This is a genomic window from Streptomyces sp. NPDC104226 (genome assembly GCF_055584085.1).
Genome location: NZ_JBVJMS010000009.1, coordinates 280,409 through 299,457 on the forward strand (window position 1 = coordinate 280,409; position 19,049 = coordinate 299,457).

The 19,049-nt window shown below is 73.0% G+C and carries 16 protein-coding genes; 8 read left to right on the plus strand and 8 right to left on the minus strand.

Annotated features, from left to right (window positions below; all coding sequences use genetic code 11):
- Positions 1-52 precede the first annotated feature (52 nt).
- The 5 genes from ACZ60J_RS27670 to ACZ60J_RS27690 all read left to right on the plus strand — a co-directional run bounded on the left by ACZ60J_RS27670 (position 53) and on the right by ACZ60J_RS27690 (position 5,211).
- The gene (locus ACZ60J_RS27670; RefSeq protein ID WP_469685902.1) at positions 53-721 is read left to right on the plus strand and encodes an isochorismatase family protein; all 669 of its coding nucleotides are present in this window, start codon (positions 53-55) and stop codon (positions 719-721) included.
- A gap of 98 nt (positions 722-819) precedes the next feature.
- Positions 820-1,857 carry an N-acetyl-gamma-glutamyl-phosphate reductase gene (argC, locus tag ACZ60J_RS27675; RefSeq protein WP_469685904.1) on the plus strand — a complete coding sequence of 346 codons (1,038 nt, stop codon included), beginning with the start codon at positions 820-822 and terminating at the stop codon, positions 1,855-1,857.
- A complete protein-coding gene (argJ, locus tag ACZ60J_RS27680; protein ID WP_469685906.1) occupies positions 1,854-3,005 on the plus strand; it encodes a bifunctional glutamate N-acetyltransferase/amino-acid acetyltransferase ArgJ in 1,152 nt (383 codons plus the stop codon). Before argC ends, argJ begins: the two co-directional genes overlap by 4 nt.
- Positions 3,006-3,178: 173 nt before the next feature.
- A complete protein-coding gene (argB, locus tag ACZ60J_RS27685) occupies positions 3,179-3,994 on the plus strand; it encodes an acetylglutamate kinase (RefSeq protein WP_469686177.1) in 816 nt (271 codons plus the stop codon).
- Between the two features lie 8 nt (positions 3,995-4,002).
- A complete protein-coding gene (locus ACZ60J_RS27690; protein ID WP_469686179.1) occupies positions 4,003-5,211 on the plus strand; it encodes an acetylornithine transaminase in 1,209 nt (402 codons plus the stop codon).
- Positions 5,212-5,291: 80 nt separating this feature from the next.
- Here ACZ60J_RS27690 and ACZ60J_RS27695 read toward each other — a convergent pair whose 3' ends face one another.
- The 4 genes from ACZ60J_RS27695 to ACZ60J_RS27710 all read right to left on the minus strand — a co-directional run bounded on the left by ACZ60J_RS27695 (position 5,292) and on the right by ACZ60J_RS27710 (position 8,458).
- The gene (locus tag ACZ60J_RS27695; RefSeq protein WP_469685908.1) at positions 5,292-5,819 is read right to left on the minus strand and encodes a GNAT family N-acetyltransferase; all 528 of its coding nucleotides are present in this window, start codon (positions 5,817-5,819) and stop codon (positions 5,292-5,294) included.
- An 82-nt stretch (positions 5,820-5,901) separates the two neighbouring features.
- Entirely contained in the window at positions 5,902-6,534 is a 633-nt protein-coding gene (locus tag ACZ60J_RS27700) for a 4'-phosphopantetheinyl transferase family protein (protein WP_469685910.1), read from the minus strand.
- A gap of 65 nt (positions 6,535-6,599) precedes the next feature.
- Positions 6,600-6,848 carry a hypothetical protein gene (locus ACZ60J_RS27705; RefSeq protein ID WP_469685911.1) on the minus strand — a complete coding sequence of 83 codons (249 nt, stop codon included), beginning with the start codon at positions 6,846-6,848 and terminating at the stop codon, positions 6,600-6,602.
- Positions 6,849-6,862: 14 nt separating this feature from the next.
- On the minus strand, positions 6,863-8,458 hold the full coding sequence (locus ACZ60J_RS27710; RefSeq protein ID WP_469685913.1) for an amidohydrolase: 1,596 nt from the start codon (positions 8,456-8,458) through the stop codon (positions 6,863-6,865).
- A gap of 522 nt (positions 8,459-8,980) precedes the next feature.
- Between ACZ60J_RS27710 and ACZ60J_RS27715 the strand changes: the two genes are divergently transcribed.
- Positions 8,981-9,670: a hypothetical protein gene (locus ACZ60J_RS27715; protein WP_469685914.1), complete on the plus strand. Its 690-nt coding sequence runs from the start codon at positions 8,981-8,983 to the stop codon at positions 9,668-9,670.
- A gap of 135 nt (positions 9,671-9,805) precedes the next feature.
- Entirely contained in the window at positions 9,806-12,046 is a 2,241-nt protein-coding gene (locus tag ACZ60J_RS27720) for a hypothetical protein (RefSeq protein ID WP_469685916.1), read from the plus strand.
- Between the two features lie 70 nt (positions 12,047-12,116).
- Here the strand turns inward: ACZ60J_RS27720 and ACZ60J_RS27725 are convergent, their stop codons facing one another.
- The gene (locus ACZ60J_RS27725; RefSeq protein ID WP_250742902.1) at positions 12,117-12,566 is read right to left on the minus strand and encodes an Lrp/AsnC family transcriptional regulator; all 450 of its coding nucleotides are present in this window, start codon (positions 12,564-12,566) and stop codon (positions 12,117-12,119) included.
- Positions 12,567-12,702: 136 nt separating this feature from the next.
- On the opposite strand from ACZ60J_RS27725, the gene ACZ60J_RS27730 reads away from it, so the two are divergent.
- The gene (locus ACZ60J_RS27730; RefSeq protein ID WP_469685918.1) at positions 12,703-13,713 is read left to right on the plus strand and encodes an asparaginase; all 1,011 of its coding nucleotides are present in this window, start codon (positions 12,703-12,705) and stop codon (positions 13,711-13,713) included.
- A 265-nt stretch (positions 13,714-13,978) separates the two neighbouring features.
- Here the strand turns inward: ACZ60J_RS27730 and meaB are convergent, their stop codons facing one another.
- From meaB to ACZ60J_RS27745, 3 genes are read right to left on the minus strand one after another with little or no spacing between them, the layout of a single operon-like run.
- The gene (gene meaB, locus ACZ60J_RS27735; protein WP_469685920.1) at positions 13,979-14,965 is read right to left on the minus strand and encodes a methylmalonyl Co-A mutase-associated GTPase MeaB; all 987 of its coding nucleotides are present in this window, start codon (positions 14,963-14,965) and stop codon (positions 13,979-13,981) included.
- An 8-nt stretch (positions 14,966-14,973) separates the two neighbouring features.
- Complete coding sequence (scpA, locus tag ACZ60J_RS27740) at positions 14,974-17,169, minus strand: methylmalonyl-CoA mutase (protein WP_469685922.1); 2,196 nt, start codon at positions 17,167-17,169, stop codon at positions 14,974-14,976.
- Positions 17,166-19,040 carry a methylmalonyl-CoA mutase family protein gene (locus ACZ60J_RS27745; RefSeq protein WP_469685924.1) on the minus strand — a complete coding sequence of 625 codons (1,875 nt, stop codon included), beginning with the start codon at positions 19,038-19,040 and terminating at the stop codon, positions 17,166-17,168. Before ACZ60J_RS27745 ends, scpA begins: the two co-directional genes overlap by 4 nt.
- Positions 19,041-19,049 lie beyond the last annotated feature (9 nt).

Genomic DNA, 19,049 nt, shown 5'->3' on the forward strand with positions numbered 1-19,049 from the left:
TCAAGGGCTCCGGGTGGAGCCGCACGTACGGCATCAGGGGGAGGGGATCGTCATGGGCCTGCCGGCCATCGGCTCCTATCCCATGCCCGACCGCGCCGCCCTGCCCCGCTCCTGCGCGACCTGGGCGATCGACCCCGGCCGCGCCGCCCTGCTGGTCCACGACATGCAGAACCACTTCGTCGGGGAGCTCCCGACGGACAGGTCCCCGGTCGTGGAACTCGTGGAGAACATCGCCGCCCTCCGCGCCCTCGCCACGGCACTCGGCATCCCCGTCGTCTTCACCGCCGAGCCGGCCGCCCAGCCGCCGGGCCAGCGAGGGCTCGCCGCGGACGTCTGGGGGCCGGGCATCGGCGACAGCGGCGACGCCGCCGCGATCATCCCGCCGCTCACCCCGCGGCCGGGCGAGCGCGTACTGGCCAACGTCCGCCAGAACGCCTTCCTCCGCAGCCACTTGGGCAGCCTGCTGCGTGCGGACGGGCGCGACCAGCTGATCGTCTGCGGGGTCCACGCCCACCTCGGCGTCCTGCTCACCGCCGCGGACGCCTTCATGAACGACATCCAGCCCTTCGTGGTCGCCGACGCCGTCGCCGACTTCTCCGCCGAGGAGCACGCGATGGCCCTGCGCTGGGCGGCCCGCAGCGCGGTGGTGTGCACCACCGAGACCCTGCTCCGCGAGCTGCTGCTCGGCGGCGGCTCCCGAGACGTGCGCAAGGACGCCTGAGCGCACCCGCCCGGCGCCCCGGCCGCGGTACGCCCGCCTGCGGCCGGTCGGCCGGATGCGGACGGGCCGCCCAACGAACCGAGAGAGAGCGGAAGAACATGACCCTACGGGTCGCGGTGGCCGGTGCCAGCGGCTACGCGGGCGGGGAGCTGCTCCGCCTGCTGAGCTCCCACCCCGAGGTGGAGATCGGCGCGCTGACCGCGCACAGCAGTGCGGGACGCCCGCTGGGGACCGTACAGCCACAGCTTCCGGAGTTCGCCGACCGGATCCTCCTGGACACCTCCGCCGCCTCCCTGCGCGGCCACGACGTGGTCTTCCTCGCCCTGCCCCACGGCCAATCGGCCGCCTTGGCGGCCGAGTTGGAACCCGGCACCCTGGTCGTGGACTGCGGAGCCGACTTCCGGCTGCGGGACCCGGCGGCCTGGGAACGGTTCTACGGCAGCACCCACGCCGGCACCTGGCCCTACGGCCTACCGGAACTGTCCGGAGCCCGGGAGGAACTGAAGGGGGCCACCCGGATCGCCGTTCCCGGCTGCTACCCCACCGCGGTCACCCTGGCCCTGTTCCCCGCCTACGCGGCGCAGCTGGTCGAGCCCGAAGCCGTCATCGTCGCCGCCAGCGGAACCTCCGGCGCCGGACGCGCCCTCAGGACGCACCTGCTCGGCACCGAGGTGATGGGCTCCATGAGCCCGTACGGAGTCGGCGGCGGCCACCGGCACACCCCGGAGATCGCCCAGAACCTCTCCCGCACCGCGGGCACGGACGTCACGGTCTCCTTCACGCCCACCCTGGCGCCCATGCCGCGCGGCATCCTCGCCACCTGCTCGGCCCGGCTGAGCCCGGCCGCGGAGGCGCTCGCGGAGGACGACGTGCGCGCCGTGTTCGAAGCCGCCTACGCCGACAGGCCGTTCGTACGCCTGCTGCCGCCCGGCCAGTGGCCCACCACCGCGGCCGTCCTCGGCTCGAACACCGCCCAGGTGCAGATCGCCGTGGACACCGACGCCCGCAGGCTGATCTGCGTGAGTGCCATCGACAACCTGACGAAGGGCACCGCCGGTGGCGCGGTGCAGAGCATGAACATAGCCCTCGGCCTGCCGGAACGGCTGGGCCTGCCCACGAATGGAGTGGCTCCGTGAGTGTGACCGCCGCCCGGGGATTCCTTGCCGGCGCCGTGCGCGCCGGCATCAAGGAGTCCGGTGACCCGGACCTGGCCCTGGTGGTGAACCGCGGGCCGTCCCGCGCCGCCGCCGGTGTCTTCACCTCGAACCGCGTGCAGGCCGCGCCCGTCCGCTGGTCCCGCCGCGCACTCTCCGACGGGCGGATCTCCGCCGTCGTTCTCAACTCCGGTGGCGCGAACGCCTGTACGGGCCCTGGTGGCGCGGACGACACCCGCGCGATGGCGGAGCGCACCGCGCTGGCCGTGGAGGTCACCGCCGACGAGGTCGCGGTGTGCTCCACCGGCCTCATCGGCGTCCGGCTGCCGATGGACCGGGTGACGGCAGGCATCACCGCCGCCGCCGGCCGGCTGTCGCCCGAGGGCGGCGAGGAGGCGGCCGTCGCGATCAAGACCACGGACTCCGTCCACAAGACGGCGGTGGCCTCCGGCCCCGGCTGGACGGTGGGGGGCATGGCCAAGGGCGCCGGGATGCTCGCACCCGGCCTCGCCACCATGCTGGTCGTGCTGACCACGGACGCCGACGCGAGCGCCGAGGTGCTCGACGCGGCGCTGCGCGATGCGGTGCGCACCACCTTCGACCGGGTGGACTCGGACGGCTGCATGTCCACCAACGACACCGTGCTGCTGCTCGCCTCGGGCAGCTCCGGCATCACGCCGGAGCCCGCCGAGCTCACCGCGGCCGTGCACGCCGTCTGCCGGGACCTGGCGCTCCAGCTGGTGGCGGACGCCGAGGGCGCGTCCAAGGAGATCGAGGTGGCCGTCGTCGGTGCGGCCACGGAAGCCGACGCCGTGGAGGTGGGCCGCTCGGTGGCCCGCAACAACCTCCTCAAGTGCGCGCTGCACGGCGAGGACCCCAACTGGGGCCGGGTGCTGTCCGCGATCGGCACCACGTCGGCCGTCTTCGACGCGGACCGGCTCGACGTCGCGATCAACGACGTCTGGGTGTGCCGGGACGGTGCCGCGGGAGAGTCCCGGGACAAGGTCGACCTGTCCGGCCGCCGGATCGGCATCACCGTGGACCTGCGCTCCGGTGATTCCTCGGCCGTCATCTGGACCAACGACCTGACGGCCGAGTACGTGCACGAGAACAGCGCCTACAGCTCGTGAACGGGGTCGGGATGACGGCGGAGACGACGACACGCATGCAGACGCAGACGCAGACGCAGACGCAGTCGCCTGCGCGGGCCCAGGCGCCGGCCACCGTGCCGGCCCCCCGGGACCTGCCCTGGCTGGAGCAGCTCCAAGGCCGGACGGTCGTCGTCAAGTTCGGCGGCAACGCCATGGCGGACCCGTCCGCACACCGGACGTTCGCCCAGGACGTCGTGGAGCTCTGGCACGCGGGCCTGCGGCCCGTCGTCGTCCACGGCGGCGGCCCCCAGATCAGCGCACTGCTCGACCGGCTCGGCCTGGAGGTGCGCTTCGAGGCGGGGCTGCGGGTGACCACGCCGGAGACCATGGACGTGGTACGCATGGTGCTCACCGGCCAGGTCCAGCGCGAACTGGTCGGCGCCATCAACGCCCACGGGCCGTTCGCCGTGGGCCTGTCGGGCGAGGACGCCCACACGATGACCGCCGTCCGGCGCCCGGCCTGGGTGGACGGGCTGCCGGTGGACATCGGTCAGGTCGGCGACATCGTGGACGTGGACGGCAGCGCCATCGCCGCACTCCTGGAACAGGGCCGCATCCCCGTGGTCTCGCCCGTCGCGCGCGGTGAGGACGGCCAGGTCTACAACGTCAACGCCGACCTCGCGGCCTCGGCCCTGGCCGTGGCCCTCGGGGCCGACCGGCTCGTGGTGATGACCGACGTCGAGGGGCTGTACGCGGACTGGCCGCACAGCACCGAGGTGATCGACCGCCTGACGGCCGGTGAGCTGGACGCCCTGCTCCCGGAGCTCGCCAGCGGCATGCTCCCCAAGATGGAGGGCTGCCTGCGCGCCGTACGCGCCGGCGTCACCCGGGCGCAGGTCATCGACGGCCGGGTGCCGCACGCGCTGCTGCGCGGAGTCTTCACCGAGGACGGACCCGGCACCACGGTGGTGCCGGACGAGGAGCCCGGCCCGCAGGGGCCCGGCGGCGACGAGGGGGACGGCGCATGACCGCCGAAGTGACGGCTGACGTGAGGGCTGACGTGGCCGCCGACGGAACGACAGCACCGCTCGCCGACCGCTGGCGCGCGGTGATGATGGACACGTACGGCACGCCCGCGCTCGCCCTGGTCAGGGGCGAGGGCAGCACGGTCTGGGACGAGGACGGCCGCGCGTACACGGACTTCACCGGCGGGATCGCCGTCAACGCCCTCGGGCACGCCCACCCGGCCCTGGTCTCGGCCGTCCAGGAGCAGGTGGCCCGGCTCGGCCACGTGTCGAACCTGTTCGTCTCGGAACCGGCCGTCGCGCTGGCGGAACGGCTGCTGGCCCTGCTGGAGCGGCCGGGCCGGGTGTTCTTCGCCAACTCGGGCGCGGAGGCGGTCGAGGCCGCCTTCAAGATCGCCCGCCGGACCGGGCGCCCGCACCTGGTCGCGACCGAGGGCGGGTTCCACGGGCGCACCATGGGGGCGCTGGCCCTCACCGGGCAGCCGCCCAAGCGCGCCCCCTTCCTGCCGCTGCCCGGAGAGGTCACGCACGTCCCCTACGGCGACGCGGAGGCGCTGCGCGCGGCGGTCACCGAGCACACGGCCGCGGTCCTCCTCGAACCCCTGCAGGGCGAGGCCGGGGTCGTCCCCGCGCCCCCGGGCTACCTGCGGGCGGCTCGCGAGATCACCCGCGCCACGGGCACCCTGCTCGTCCTGGACGAGGTGCAGACCGGAATCGGCCGCACCGGCCACTGGTTCGCGCACCAGGCGGAGCCGGGAGTGGAGCCGGACGTGATCACCCTGGCCAAGGGGCTGGGCGGCGGCCTGCCGATCGGAGCCACGGTCGCCTTCGGCGCCGCCGCCGCACTGCTGACCCCCGGTCAGCACGGATCCACCTTCGGGGGCAACCCGGTCGCGTGCGCGGCCGGACTCGCCGTCCTGGAGACCATCGAGAAGGAAGGGCTGCTCGCACACGCCACGCGGGTGGGGGAGCGGCTGGGGCGCGGCATCGAGGCACTGGAACACCCCCTGGTCCGCGAAGTGCGGGGCGCCGGACTGCTCCTGGGTATCGTCCTCGCCGAGCCGGTCGCCGCCCGGGTCCAGCGGGCCGCGCAGGACGCCGGGTTCCTCGTGAACGCGGCGGGCGCGGGTGTCGTACGGCTGGCTCCCGCGCTGACGCTGCCGCAGGAGCGGGCCGACGCCCTGGTGGCGGCGCTGCCCGCGATCCTCGACGCCGCGTAGGACAGGCGGTCGGCGGACGGCGGCATGACGAAGGGGCGGGCCCTTGGGGCCCGCCCCTTCGTCATGGCGGTTCCCGCCGCCTACAGGGCGCGGGACAGGACGCGCGCGCCCCGGCCGGGGTCCAGGGACCGCGCCCAGTCGGCCGGCGCCAGGCTCGGGCAGGACGGGAGGAACCCGTGGCGGAGGAAGAGGCGGCCGCTGCCGGTGGTCGCCGTGAACAGCTCCGGCAGGGAACGGGTACGGGCCCGGGCGAACGCCGCGTGCAGCAGGCGGGCGCCCATGCCCGTGCCCTGCCGGTGGGCGGCGACGCAGAAGTTGTACAGCACGCCGGCGGCGGGGTGTTCGCGCAGACCGAGGCAGCCTTCGAGGGTTCCGTCGGGCGCCTGGGCGACGAGGAAGTCGGACGCCCGGGAGAGGTAGAGGGAGAAGGGGCGTTCGCGCAGCGCCCCCGCGTGGACGAACGGCCGGGAAAGGGCGGCGAGCGCGGGGCCGTCGTCCCGGCGGGCCGGGCGCACCGAGAACTCGGGGACCCCGTGCCACCGGGGCGCGGGGGTGCGGGGCAGCAGGGTGGCGTGCGCGGCGGCAGGGTGCAGCGTGGCCGTGGTCAAGGTGTTCCTTCCTCGGTTCCGCCGTGTGCGGGTGCGGGGGCAGGACCTCCCGGCGGAACGCTCTAGGTAAGGTTAGCCTTACCTAGTCGAAGGAGCCAAGTCGGCGCGTACGGACGGCTCGTGCGGCCACGTAGCCGGGAAAGACGGGCACGTCCGCGACGGTCCAGCCCGGCGGGGCCGAGGCGGTGGCGCCGGTGCCCACGTAGGTCAGGGTCGGGTTCCCGCCGAGGCCGATGCCGACTCCCTTGAGGTAGGCCTCCTTCCGGGACCAGCAGCGGGCCACCGCGGCGGGGCGCTCGCCGGCCGGCAGCGCCGACAGCTCGGCGCGCTCGGCGGGGTGGAGGACCTCCGCCAGTTCGGAGGACACCTGGGCCGCCAGCTCGGGGGCCGGCCGCCGCTCGACGTCGACGCCGACCGGACCGTCCGCGAAGGCCACCAGGACGGCGTCCCCCGCGTGGGACAGCGAGAAGTGCAGCGGTGCGTCGGTCACGGCCGGCCGTCCGTGCGGTCCGCCGCAGCCGGGGCAGGGCTCGCGGAAGAAGCGCACCCGCGCCGGGTCCCGGCCGAGCCGGTCGCCCAGCAACTGCCGCAGCACGACGTGCGCGACCCGGTACTGGTCACGGTCGGCGGCTCGCCTGTACCCCTGGAGCCGGACCCGCTCGGCATCGTCGAGCATCCCCTCCAGCTCCCGCGCGCGTTCCGCGTACAGGCTCACGCGCACCGCCCACAGCCCCGGTACGGGTGAGCTCGGCCAGGGCCGTGCAGGAGCCGGGGCAGCCGTCATCCGCACGGGCGGCCGGGGTAGTCGGCGCCCTCGGGGGCCCCGGCTTCGCGCATCCGGCACAGGACTTCCCCGAGCAGCGCGTCGTCCACGTCGACGGGCATGTTGAACTCCCGGTCGAAGACGAAGGAGTCGCCCGCGCCCGCGTGCCAGATCACCCAGCGCGGCGGCATCTCAGGTGCCTCCCACAGCGGCGAGAGCCGCTCCAGAACGCTGCCCGCACCACTCGCACGACCGACACCACTCACACCACTCACTCCATTCACAGCTTTCCCGCATCCTTGTCCGCATCCGTCGTGCGGTGTCCGTCGACGAAGGTCTCCACGACCTCGATGGCGCCGATCCGGGAGGGATCGACGTACCGCGGGTCGTCGCCCAGGACGACCAGGTCGGCGCGCTTCCCCGGGGCGAGGCTGCCGGCGCTGTCCTCCCACCGGCAGGCGTACGCACCGGCGACCGTGTAGGCGCGCAGCGCCTCCTCGACGGTGATCGCCTCGTCCGGCCCGATCGGCCGCCCGGAGGCGGACGTGCGCTCGACCATGAACTGGATCGCCCGCAGCGGTGCCCCGTCGGTGACGGGCCGGTCCGAACTCCCCACGAGGGTCGCCCCGTGGTCCAGGAACCCGCGCCCCCGGTACATCCAGGGGGCCCGCTCCTCACCCATCACGTCCGCGTAGTCGTCCCCGAAGGAGTGGAGGAAGGTCGGCTGGACGACCGCACTGACGCCCAGGCGCGCGAAGCGCGGGAGCTGGTCGGGGCGGATCAGCCCGGCGTGCTCGATCCGGTGCCGCGCGTCCGGGCGGGGCAGCAGCCGCTGCGCCTGCTCCAGCGCGTCGAGCGCGAGGTCGGCGGCGCGGTCCCCGATGGCGTGGACGGCGAGCTGCCACCCGGCGAGGTGACCGTCCACGATCAGCCGGGTGAGGACCTCGGGGTCGTCCTGGAGCTGGCCGGTGTGGTCGGTACCCGCGTACGGGGCCGTGAGCGCGGCGGTACGGGCCATCATGCCGCCGTCGGTATAGATCTTGAGCGCGCCCAGCGACAGCCAGTCGTCACCGAATCCGGTGCGCATGCCCAGGTCCAGGGAGCGGGGGAAGCCGTCCTCCCGGTGCGCCTCGCGAGGCCGCAGCGTATCGCCGGCCGGCATGAGCTGGACCCGCAGCGGCAGCCTTCCCCGGTCCCGCAGCAGCTGGTAGGCGCCGAGTTCCACCGGGCTGTGGCCGAGCAGTCCGCCCCCGATGCCCGCCTCGGCGACGGCGGTCACGCCTTCGGCGAGGCAGGTCCGGGCCGCACGCTCGACGGCGTCGGCGATCTCGGCCTGCCCGTACGGCAGCCGCAGCCGCCGCGCGGCGGTCATGGCCGCCTCGGCGAGGAAGCCGTCCTGGTGCGGGACTTCGGCGGGCAGCAGCCCCAGGACGGCACTGTTCACGACGCACCCGTGGCCGGAGTCGTGCATGAGGAACACCTTGCGCCCACGGCTGACCGTATCCAGCTCGCCGGCGGTCAGGTGCCGCCCCAGGGCCCGCTGGTCATAGCCCATGACATCGACCCAGGCCCCGTCCCCGCCCGCCGAGCGGGAGACCGCCTCCGCCACCACCGCCAGCACGTCCTCGACCCGCTCGCACGGGGCGACGCTCGGGGTGCTCTGCTTCAGCCCGGTCCAGGCGAGGTGTACGTGACTGTCGATGAACCCGGGCAGCACGGTGGCCCCCTGCAGATCGACGACCTCCCGGGCGGGCAGCGAGGCCACGTCCTCGTCGAGCCCCACGATCCGCCCCCGCCAGATCCCCAGCTCACGGGCGAAGGGACGGTCCGGGTCCATGGTGACGATGTTCGCGTTGATCAACTTCGAACACAGCATGGGCAGTCCGTCCGTCACAGGGCCGGTCGGACCGCCACGGCGGGGGTACGGGCCGCGCACGGTCGACAGCCATCCGACTTAGGTAAGCCTAACCGAATGCTCGTGGCATGGTCAACGTGCGGAGCGCGGCCGGAGTCGCGTTCCGCTGCGCGATGCGACGTGGTGGGTGTGCCGATCTCCAACTGCGGGTAGATGGACAGGATTTGCTTCACTTCCATTCGGCTGCATGGGTATCGTTGATTACAGCGTGGTGCGAGGCACCGCTGTGACGTGTGGCTCCGGGAATGGTCCTGGAGGCCCTGAGGGCCTGGTGGTTGACAGGTGCCGGGGGCGGCGGCTAGTCCGGGTGGCACCTCCCATGAGGTCTGATCCCGGACCGTGCGGCAACCAGCGCCGGCGGAGTCGGCCGGCCCGTCGCGCGGTAGAGCACCCCGCGCCCGTACCCCTTCCCGGAGGTGGTGCGGACAGGCCCCGGCAATGGCGTCCGGACCAGCCCGCACGTGCCTGCGGAGTTGATTTCCCATGTCTCCTGAGAACGGCGCGACGCCGCACCGCGACTACGAGGTCGACGACGGCGGTGACGGCAGTACGAGCATCCACTTCGCGGCCTTAGGGGTCGACCGCCCCTGCCGCGCCGCCGCCGAGCGGCTCTGGCAGGAGTTCCGCGAGGAGCTCGCAGCGGACCCTCGGCTCCTGATCCCGGTCTCGGTTCCCCTGCACGCCGTCGAACTCGCCGGACCCCGCGGCCAGTTCCGTCGCTCGCGAAGCAGCAGCCCCGACTTCCACCGGCGGCACACCCAGGAGGTCATCCTCCGGGGGCTCCGCTGCATCGCCCGGTTTCCCGGCGTCCGGATCCACGCCGTCCACCGCGAGACGACCGACTATGCGCGGGACCGCCCCGCGCTCTTCGAGGCCCTCGTGCACGACCTGAACGCCGAGCTGGCCGAGGACGGCACGTACGGCCGGCTGATCGTGGACGGCGACGGGAGGGAGGCCGCGCTCCGGGGGGCCCACCGGACGCTCCCCCCGGAGGGCCGGTACCTCGTCGGCGATCCGGTGTTCGAGCCCGCTCCCACCCGCGCCCTCCTGCAGGCCGCCGACTTCCTCGCGTACGCGGCCTACCAGGCCGTCGCCAGGAGGAAGTCCCGCAGGTTCATGTGGGACTGGTTCGCCGAGACGTTCCCCGACGCGGACGGGCCTCGCGTCCGCTGAGCGGCGCGAAAACGAAAGGGACTGGGCCCCGGACGAATCCGGGGCCCAGCCGGGCAGGACCTGGGAGCCCGCACGAGGCGGGGCCAGAACCGCAATTCCAGTCTCCCATACCGACCTGACAAGAGGAGTGGCTCCATGCCGGCATCCCCACCCACCCCCCCGGCCTCGCCGATCATCGTCGACTGGGGCAAAGAGCAGGTCGAGGTGTCCACCGTCGACCGGGAACTCCCCGAACCCTCAGCCACGGACGACCGGAGCAAGCTGGTCAAGGCGGGCCTGAACAGCTCGGTGGTCTCCCTGCCCGAGGACGCCTGGCACGCCGTGGCCCGGGGGGCCGTCACTCCGGAGTCGGTGGCCCTGCAACTGCGCGAGTCGCCGGACGCCCGAGCCGGCCTGCTCCTCGAGGAGCACGTGGACGGGGCGACCCTGATGTCCGTGCACTCCAGGCTCTGGCTGTCGGAGATCTTCCCGGCCATCCAGCCGCGCACCGGGCAGGAACTGCTCGGGGTCGAGGACCCGCGGGTCGAAGGGGTCGCCGAGGACGGGAAGCCGCAGGCGATCCTCCGCTACCGGTACGAGAGCCCCGCGCACCTCAGGCGGCACGTGAAGCAGACCATCTCCGCCACCCTCTACAAGAACTCCTACACCGAATCGATCCTTGCCCGCCGGGTCACCCGCGCGCTGATCGTGCACCCGGTCGTCTACGAGTTCGACGACGGCTCCGAACCGGTCTACGGCCTGATCGCGCGGGACGGGATCACCCGGCTGGCCAGCGCGTGGAACGTGTTCGCGGGACCGGACAAGGACCCCGAGGAGGTCGGGACGCTGGCGGCCGGAGTGCTCGTGGACGAGCAGCGGCCCTCCGCGAACGACCCGGTCAAGCCACTGACCCAGCGGATGGCGCTGGCCCGGGAGAACTGGCGCAAGATCCAGCGGACGGTGTTCACCAAGACCATCGCCTCCTTGGCCGTGGGCGAGGCGCCGCCCCTGCCGGCGATCCGGATCGCGCAGTCCTACGTCGTGCCCGCACACGTCACGGTCGGCGTCCGGGCGCACGACCGGGAGGGCTCGCTCAACGCCGAGGAGGTGTTCGACGACGCGCTGCGCTCGATCCTGGCCTCCGTGCATGTGGAGTTCAAGCCGTGGGACAGCTCCGCCCAGAACGTCGAGGTCGTCAGCCGGGCCCTCAAGCGCGTCCTTCTGGGCCGGAAGCCGGACGGACTCGAAGCGGTCTACGAACTGGCCGTCGGACGGCGGAAGGCCTCGGCGGTCTCCGTGGTGTACGAGGATCCGCAGATCCCGGGCACCGGCCTGTGGCGTGCCGTGCGGCTGCTGCACACCCTGACGCGTCCGGCCATCTCCGACGAACTGCGCAACCGGGCCAAGGAGATCAAGGGCGACCGCCGGATGACGGACAAGGGGTACGCGAGCCTGCTCGGCCCCATCGTCGACCATCCGTGGCGGTCCACGAAGATGTCCGTTGCCCAGCAGGCCCGCAACGCGTGGTCCAACGGGGGTGTCCTCTTCAAGGAGGTCCTTTCCGACGGTTGGGTCCCCATAGTGACCGATGACTTCACGGCCCTCGTCGAGCCCGCGCTCGGGGGGAGCCGGGACGCCCGTCTCACTCTGGCCCTGGCCGGCGGCACCGCTCTGATCGCCGACAAGATGCTCACCCGGAACGTGGGGTCGGGGGTCGGTGCGTACAGGGCGCCCGGAAAGGTCCCCTTCCGTTCCGACGTGCACAAGGTCATCGAGGGGCTGGCGCAGGAGGGAAACGAGCTCGGTCTCTGGACGCTGGCCCTGGCTGCCCAGCGCTTCGAGGACGGCCGGCTGCCCCGTAACTCGGGGACCAGGCAGACGCTGGGTCTGCCCGGCGATCCGGCGTCAGTGTCCGGCCCCGAGTACCAGCATCTGGCCGTCGACCTGGGCGCGGAGGACCGTGTCCTGCGGGAGGACGGGGAGCCGGTCCTGCTGCTGGAGTGGGACGTGCTCGTGGCCTCCGACCCGAAGAAGGCGGCACTGCTCCTCGACCCGCCGCAGGACGAGGAGGGCGATGACGACGAGGGCGACGACCAGGATGACGGCGATGGGATGGACGGCCACGGGGCGGGCGGTTCGGGAGGTGGCGCGGGTGGATCCGGGGTGACGGGGTCCCTGAGGGACATCGCCGATGTGCGCCGTGAGTTCAAGGACTTCCTGTCCACCGCCAGGGTCCGGCTCGACGAGCTGCAAGGGCTGGCGGAGGGTGTGACGCTCCCGTTGATGTTCGGTATGAAGGAGAACTGGATCGAGCTGCGCGAAATGGTCCTCCACGTCCAGAACGTGATCGAGAACCGCAAGGGCGACTACACCCAGGACGAGCCCGAAGAAGACTGACCGCACGCAACGGCCGGGACGGAGGATCCGCAGGAATCCCTCCCGGCCGTCGGGCGGGCGGCCGGACCGGCTACACCGGCAGGCCCGTCGGTTCCTTGATGCGTTTCATGATGATCTGGGAGTTGACCTCCGTGACGCCCGAGAGGGCCGTCAGCTGCTCGATCCAGAGGCGTTCGTACGCGCGGAGGTCCGCCACCGCGATGCGCAGGAGGCAGCCGGGGCTGCCGAAGAGGCGGTAGGCCTCGATGACGTCGGGGATGTCCTGGAGGGCCGCTTCGAAGGCTTCGACGGCCTCGCGGTCGCGGCGGACCTCCACGGAGACCAGGACCTCGAAGCCCCGGCCCACGGCTTCTGGGGAGATCACCGCGCGGTAGCCCTGGATGATCCCTTCCTCTTCGAGCTGGCGGACCCGGCGCATGCAGGGGGAGGGGGTGAGGCCCACGCGCTGGGCGAGCTCCTGGTTGCTGAGCCGGCCGTCGGCCTGGAGCTCGCGCAAGATTTCTTTGTCGATCGCGTCCATTGCGCAATTATCACTCAGGTTTTATTGCGGGGCGGGGCTAAATCGCAATCGCATTGCGCGTAGATCGGCCTACCATTGCCGTTTGTAGAAAATCTGTGCGGGCCGTTTCGGGCTGTGTGAGGGAAGGGTCGGGGTCATGGGACGCATCGTCGTGATCAGTACGGGCGGGACGATAGCCAGCCGCTGGCAGGGTTCCGGTTTCGCGGCCGATGCGGACGGGGCCGAGGTCATGGCCACCGCGCCGCTGCCGGAGGGCGTGAGCGTCGAGGTCGTCGACCTGTTCAGCGTCAACAGCCCCCGGCTGACCACCGCGCACCAGCTGACGCTGCTGCGGACCGTGCACGAGGTGCTCGCCGACCCGGGCGTGGACGGGGTCGTGGTCACGCACGGCACCGACACGCTGGAGGAGTCGGCGTTCCTGCTGGACCTGCACCACCACGACGCGCGTTCCGTGGTGTTCACCGGTTCGCAGCGGCCTATGGGGGCGGCGGACGGGGACGGTCCCGGGAATCTCTACGACGCCCTGCTGACCGCGTCGAAGACGCGCGGGCTCGGCGTCCTGATCACGTTCGCGGGCCGGGTGCACGCGGCCCGCGGGACCGTGAAGGCGCAGGCGGTGGCGCTCGACGCGTTCGCCGACCCGTCGAAGGAACTGCTGGGGAAGGTCGGCTTCGGCAAGGTCACCGTGCTGCGGACGCCGGTGCGGCCGGAGCCGCTGCCGCTGCCCGCGATGCCGGAGGCGCCGGAAGGGCCGCCGCGGGTGGACGTCGTCGTGCACCACGTGAGCGGTGACGCGGTACTGCTGAACGCCGCGGTGGCGGCGGGGGCGCGCGGGATCGTGCTGGTCGGGACGGGCGCGGGGAACGCGACGCCGGAGGTTGTCGACGCGGTGAAGGCGGCCGTCGCGGACGGCGTGCTGGTGGCGTTGACCACGCGGGTTGCTGCCGGGCCGGTGACGGAGATCTACACCCACGGGGGTGCGGTGGACCTGGTCGCGGCCGGGGCCGTGCCGACGGGGACGCTGCGGGCTCCGCAGGCGCGGGTTGCCGTGCTGGCGGCGTTGCTCTCCGAGGGGGATGCGGAGGAGCGGGTGCGGGTGCTGCGGCGGATGCTGACCCCGGGTGGGTCCGTGCTGGTCGCCGCCTGAGGCTGACGCCGGGGCGGGGTCGGGGAGCCGCTGCGCGGGCTTGCTCCCCGCCCCGCCCTTTCGCCGTTTCCCGGGGCTCCGCCCCGGACCCCGCGCCTCAAACGCCGGCGGGGCTGGGGTGGGGGCTCCGCCCTGGACCCCGCGCCTCAAGTGCCGGCGGGGCTGGGGGCTCGCCCCGGACCCCGTGCCTCATGTGCCGGCGGGGCTGCAAGCGGCCGCGGGGCTGGGGTGTGAACGCCGGCGGGGCTGGATCGCCCCGCCGGTGTCAGGAGTCGGTGAAGGCCGTCAGGATGTGGTCCGCCGCCAGGGTGGGGGTCAGGGTGCCTGCGCGGACCTGGGACTCCAGGGCCGGGGCCAGGTCCCGTACCGCCGGGTTCGAGCGGAGGCGTTCCAGCAGTTCGTCGCGGACCATCGACCAGGTCCACTCCACCTGCTGGGCCGCGCGCTTCGACGCCAGGCGGCCGCCCGCCTCCAGGAGCCGGCGGTGCTGTTCGAGGCGGTTCCAGACCTCCTCCAGGCCCGTCGACTCCCGGGCGCTGCACGTCAGGACGGGCGGGGTCCACGCGGAGTCGGCCGGGTGCATCAGGCGCAGCGCGCTGGACAGTTCGCGCGCCGCGGACTTCGCGTCGCGCTCGTGCGGGCCGTCCGCCTTGTTGACGGCGAGGACGTCGGCCAGCTCCAGGACGCCCTTCTTGATGCCCTGGAGCCCGTCGCCGGTGCGGGCGAGGGAGAGGAGCAGGAAGGAGTCGACCATCCCGGCGACCGTCGTCTCCGACTGGCCCACGCCCACCGTTTCGACGAGGACCACGTCGTAGCCCGCCGCCTCCATCACGATGATCGATTCCCGGGTGGCCTTCGCCACCCCGCCCAGCGTCCCCGCCGACGGGGACGGCCGGACGAAGGCCGCGGGGTCCACGGAGAGGCGTTCCATCCGGGTCTTGTCGCCCAGGATGGAGCCGCCCGTACGGGTGGAGGACGGGTCGACGGCCAGGACCGCGACCCGGTGGCCCAGCCCCGTCAGCAGGGTGCCGAAGGCGTCGATGAAGGTGGACTTCCCGACGCCCGGCACCCCGCTGATGCCGATGCGGCGCGCCCGCCCCGCGTGCGGGAGCAGGTCCGTCAACAGCTGCTGCGCCAGGGCCCGGTGCGCGGGCAGGGTGGACTCGACGAGGGTGATCGCGCGCGCGACGAACGCGCGCTTCCCGTCGAGTACGCCCTTCGTGTAGGCGGGGATGTCGATCCGGGGTGGCACGGCGGCCCCTACAGCTCGTGGCCCAGGTCCGCGGCGAGCCGCGTCACCAGGTCGTGCGCCGCGTCCGGGATGACGGTGCCGGGCGGGAACACCGCCGTCGCCCCCATCTCCAGGAGCGTCGGGACGTCCGCGGGAGGGATGACCCCGCCCACGACGATCATGATGTCCTCGCGGCCCTCCGCGGCGAGGGCCGCGCGCAGCGCCGGTACCAGGGTCAGGTGCCCGGCGGCCAGCGAGGATACGCCGACCACGTGCACGTCGGCCTCCACGGCCTGACGGGCCACTTCCTCCGGCGTCTGGAACAGCGGGCCGACGTCCACGTCGAAGCCCAGGTCGGCGAAGGCGGTCGCGATCACCTTCTGGCCGCGGTCGTGCCCGTCCTGGCCCATCTTGCAGACCAGGATGCGCGGCCGGCGGCCCTCCGCCTCCTCGAACCGGTCGACGAGCGCGCGGGTGCGCTCCAGGGACGGGGACTCGCCTGCTTCGGTTCGGTACACACCCGAGATCGTACGGATCTGGCTCGCATGCCGCCCGTACACCTTCTCCAGGGCGTCCGAGATCTCGCCCACCGTGGCCTTCGCGCGCGCCGCGTCCACCGCCAGGGCGAGGAGGTTGCCCTCCCCGCGCTCGGCCGCGTTGGTCAGCGCCCGCAGGGTGTCCTGGGTGACCGCCTCGTCGCGCTCCTCGCGCAGCCGCCGGAGCTTGGCGATCTGCTGGGCACGGACGGAGGAGTTGTCGACCTTGAGGACGTCGATCTGCTCGTCCGTCGCCACCCGGTACTTGTTGACGCCGATCACCGGCTGGCGGCCCGAGTCGATACGGGCCTGCGTGCGGGCCGCGGCCTCCTCCACGCGGAGCTTGGGGATGCCCGCGTCGATGGCCTGCGCCATGCCGCCGGCCGCCTCGACCTCCTGGATGTGCTGCCAGGCGCGCCGGGCGAGGTCGTAGGTGAGCTTCTCGACGTACGCGCTGCCGCCCCACGGGTCGATGGACCGGCAGGTGCCCGACTCCTGCTGGAGCAGGAGCTGGGTGTTGCGGGCGATGCGCGCCGAGAAGTCGGTGGGCAGGGCCAGGGCCTCGTCCAGGGCGTTGGTGTGCAGCGACTGGGTGTGGCCCTGGGTCGCGGCCATCGCCTCGATGCAGGTGCGGGTGACGTTGTTGAAGACGTCCTGCGCCGTGAGGGACCAGCCCGAGGTCTGCGAATGGGTGCGCAGGGAAAGGGACTTGGCGTTCTTCGGGTCGAACTGCTTGACCAGGCGCGCCCACAGGAGGCGGGCCGCGCGCAGCTTCGCCACCTCCATGAAGAAGTTCATGCCGATCGCCCAGAAGAAGGACAGGCGCGGCGCGAAGGCGTCCACGTCCAGGCCGACGGCCTGGCCCGCCCGCAGGTACTCCACGCCGTCCGCGAGGGTGTAGGCCAGCTCCAGGTCGGCCGTGGCTCCGGCCTCCTGGATGTGGTAGCCCGAGATCGAGATGGAGTTGTAGCGGGGCATCTTCTGCGAGGTGAAGGCGAAGATGTCGGAGATGATCCGCATCGAGGGCTTCGGCGGATAGATGTAGGTGTTGCGGACCATGAACTCTTTGAGGATGTCGTTCTGGATGGTCCCGGCGAGCTTGTCGGGCGAGACGCCCTGCTCCTCCGCCGCCACGATGTAGAGGGCGAGGACCGGCAGCACGGCGCCGTTCATCGTCATCGACACCGTCATCTTGTCCAGCGGGATGCCGTCGAAGAGCTGGCGCATGTCGTAGATCGAGTCGATCGCCACGCCCGCCATGCCGACGTCGCCCGTCACCCGCGGGTGGTCGCTGTCGTAGCCGCGGTGCGTGGGCAGGTCGAAGGCGATCGACAGCCCCTTCTGGCCGGACGCGAGGTTGCGCCGGTAGAAGGCGTTGGACTCCTCCGCCGTGGAGAAGCCCGCGTACTGCCGGATCGTCCAGGGCTGGTTGACGTACATCGTCGGGTACGGGCCGCGCAGGTACGGGGCCACGCCCGGGTAGGTGTGGAGGAAGTCCAGGCCCTCCAGGTCGCGGCCCGTGTACAGGGGCTGTACGCCGATCCCCTCGGGGGTCTCCCACAGCAGGTCGGCGGGGGTGGTCCCGGTGGACTCCTTGACCGCGGTGCGCCACTGGTCCTCGGAACCGGCCGCCGGGGTCGCGCCGTCCAGCGGGAGTTCGGAGAAATCGGGGATGCGGGGGGTGCTCACTGCGCGACTCCCATCCGGTCGAGTACGGAGGACAGCACGGCGACCGCGTCGCAGCCGGCGAAGACGTACTCGTCCACGGCCGCCGCGGCGGTACCGGGCTTGCCCGCGAGGAACACGGTCGTCGCGCCGGCCGAGCGCAGGGCCGCGGCCACCGCCTCGGCCTGCTCCTCGTACAGCGCGTCGCTGGAGCACAGCACGGCCATGCCGTCGGCGCCGCTCGCCGCGTAGGCCGCCGCCGCCGTCTCCGGGGTCACCGACACCGGGTCGTGGACCGGGGTGATGCCGCCCGCCTGGAACAGGTTCGAGGCGAAGGTGGCGCGGCCGGTGTGCGCGGCCGCGGGGCCCAGGGCCGCCAGGAAGACGGTGGGCCGGGCCCCCGTCGCCGCCAGGTGTACGTCGCTGCGGGCGCGCAGGGCCTCGTACGCCTCGTCCCGCCGCACGCGCGGCAGTCCGCCGGTGAGCGGGGCCGGCGCGGGTTCCCGTACGACCGGCTTCTCCGAGAGCAGCGGGAACTCGCTGACTCCGGTGACGGGTTCGCGGCGGGTGGCCAGCTTCTTCGAGCGCGCGGCCCAGGTGGCGGCGAGGCGGTCGGCGACCAGGCCGGACCGCAGGGCGGCGGCCTGGCCGCCCGCCTTCTCGACGGTCTGGAAGAACTCCCAGGCGGCGTGCGCGAGTTCGTCGGTGAGCTGCTCGACGTAGTACGAGCCGCCGGCCGGGTCGATCACGCGGGCCAGGTGGGACTCCTCCAGCAGGATGGTGGAGGTGTTGCGGGAGATGCGCCGGGCGAACGCGTCGGGCAGGCCGAGCTCCTGGTCGAACGGGAGCACGGTGACCGCGTCGGCGCCGCCCACGCCCGCCGCCATGCAGGCGACGGTGGTGCGCAGCATGTTCACCCACGGGTCGCGGCGGGTCATCATCACCGGCGAGGTCACGGCGTGCTGGCGCTGGGCGCCGGCCTCCGGGGTCCCGCAGGCTTCGGCGATCCGCGCCCACAGCCGGCGGGCGGCCCGCAGCTTGGCGATGGTGAGGAACTGGTCGGCGGTGGCGGCGTAGCGGAACTCCAGCTCGCCGAAGGCCGCTTCGGCCGTCAGCCCCGCTTCGGTGAGGGCGCGCAGGTAGGCGACCCCGGTGGCCAGGGAGAGCCCCAGCTCCTCGGCGGCGCTGCCGCCGGCCTCGTGGTAGGGCAGGGCGTCGACGGTCAGGGCGCGCACGTGGGGCCAGGCGGCGGTGTCCGCGGCGAGCGCGGCGGCCTCCGCCAGGTCCAGTGCCTCACCCGTCCGGGCCTCGTGGCCGAGCGGGTCGGCGCCCAGGGAAGCGTGGGCGGCCTCGGGGGCCACCGCTCGCTCGGCGTACAGCGCGAGCAAGGCCCGCGCGGCTTCGGCGAATTGGGCTCCGGGTTCCAGGGAGACGGGCGCCAGGTCGAGGTAGACCCCCTCCAGCGCGCGGCCCAGGCCCTCCGCGGGGAGGCCGGCGTCGCCGACGGCCAGCCACAGAGAGGTGGTGCCGTTCTCCAGGTCGGCCAGGGCCGCGTCGTTCACCCGTACGGGGTCGCTGCCCGCGATGCGCTGGCGCACGTCCCAGCCCGAGGCGGCGCCGCCCTCGGGGCGGCCGCCCCGTACGAAGGGGGCGAACCCGGGGAAACCGGCGAGCCCGGTCGGACCGGTGTCGGGCGCGGCTTCGGGCGCGGTGTACAGCGGGCGGGTGGTGAGCCCGTCCTCGAGCTTCGTGGACAACGCGTCTTCCGCGGCCTCGCCGGAAACTTCCTTGCCCGACTTGCGCAGCACGCCCTCTACCAGGCGCTGCCACTGCTCATGCGTCGCGTCAGGGAATTCGGCGGCCAAGGAGAGCCCGTCATCAGGCAGGACCGTCATGGCTCGAAT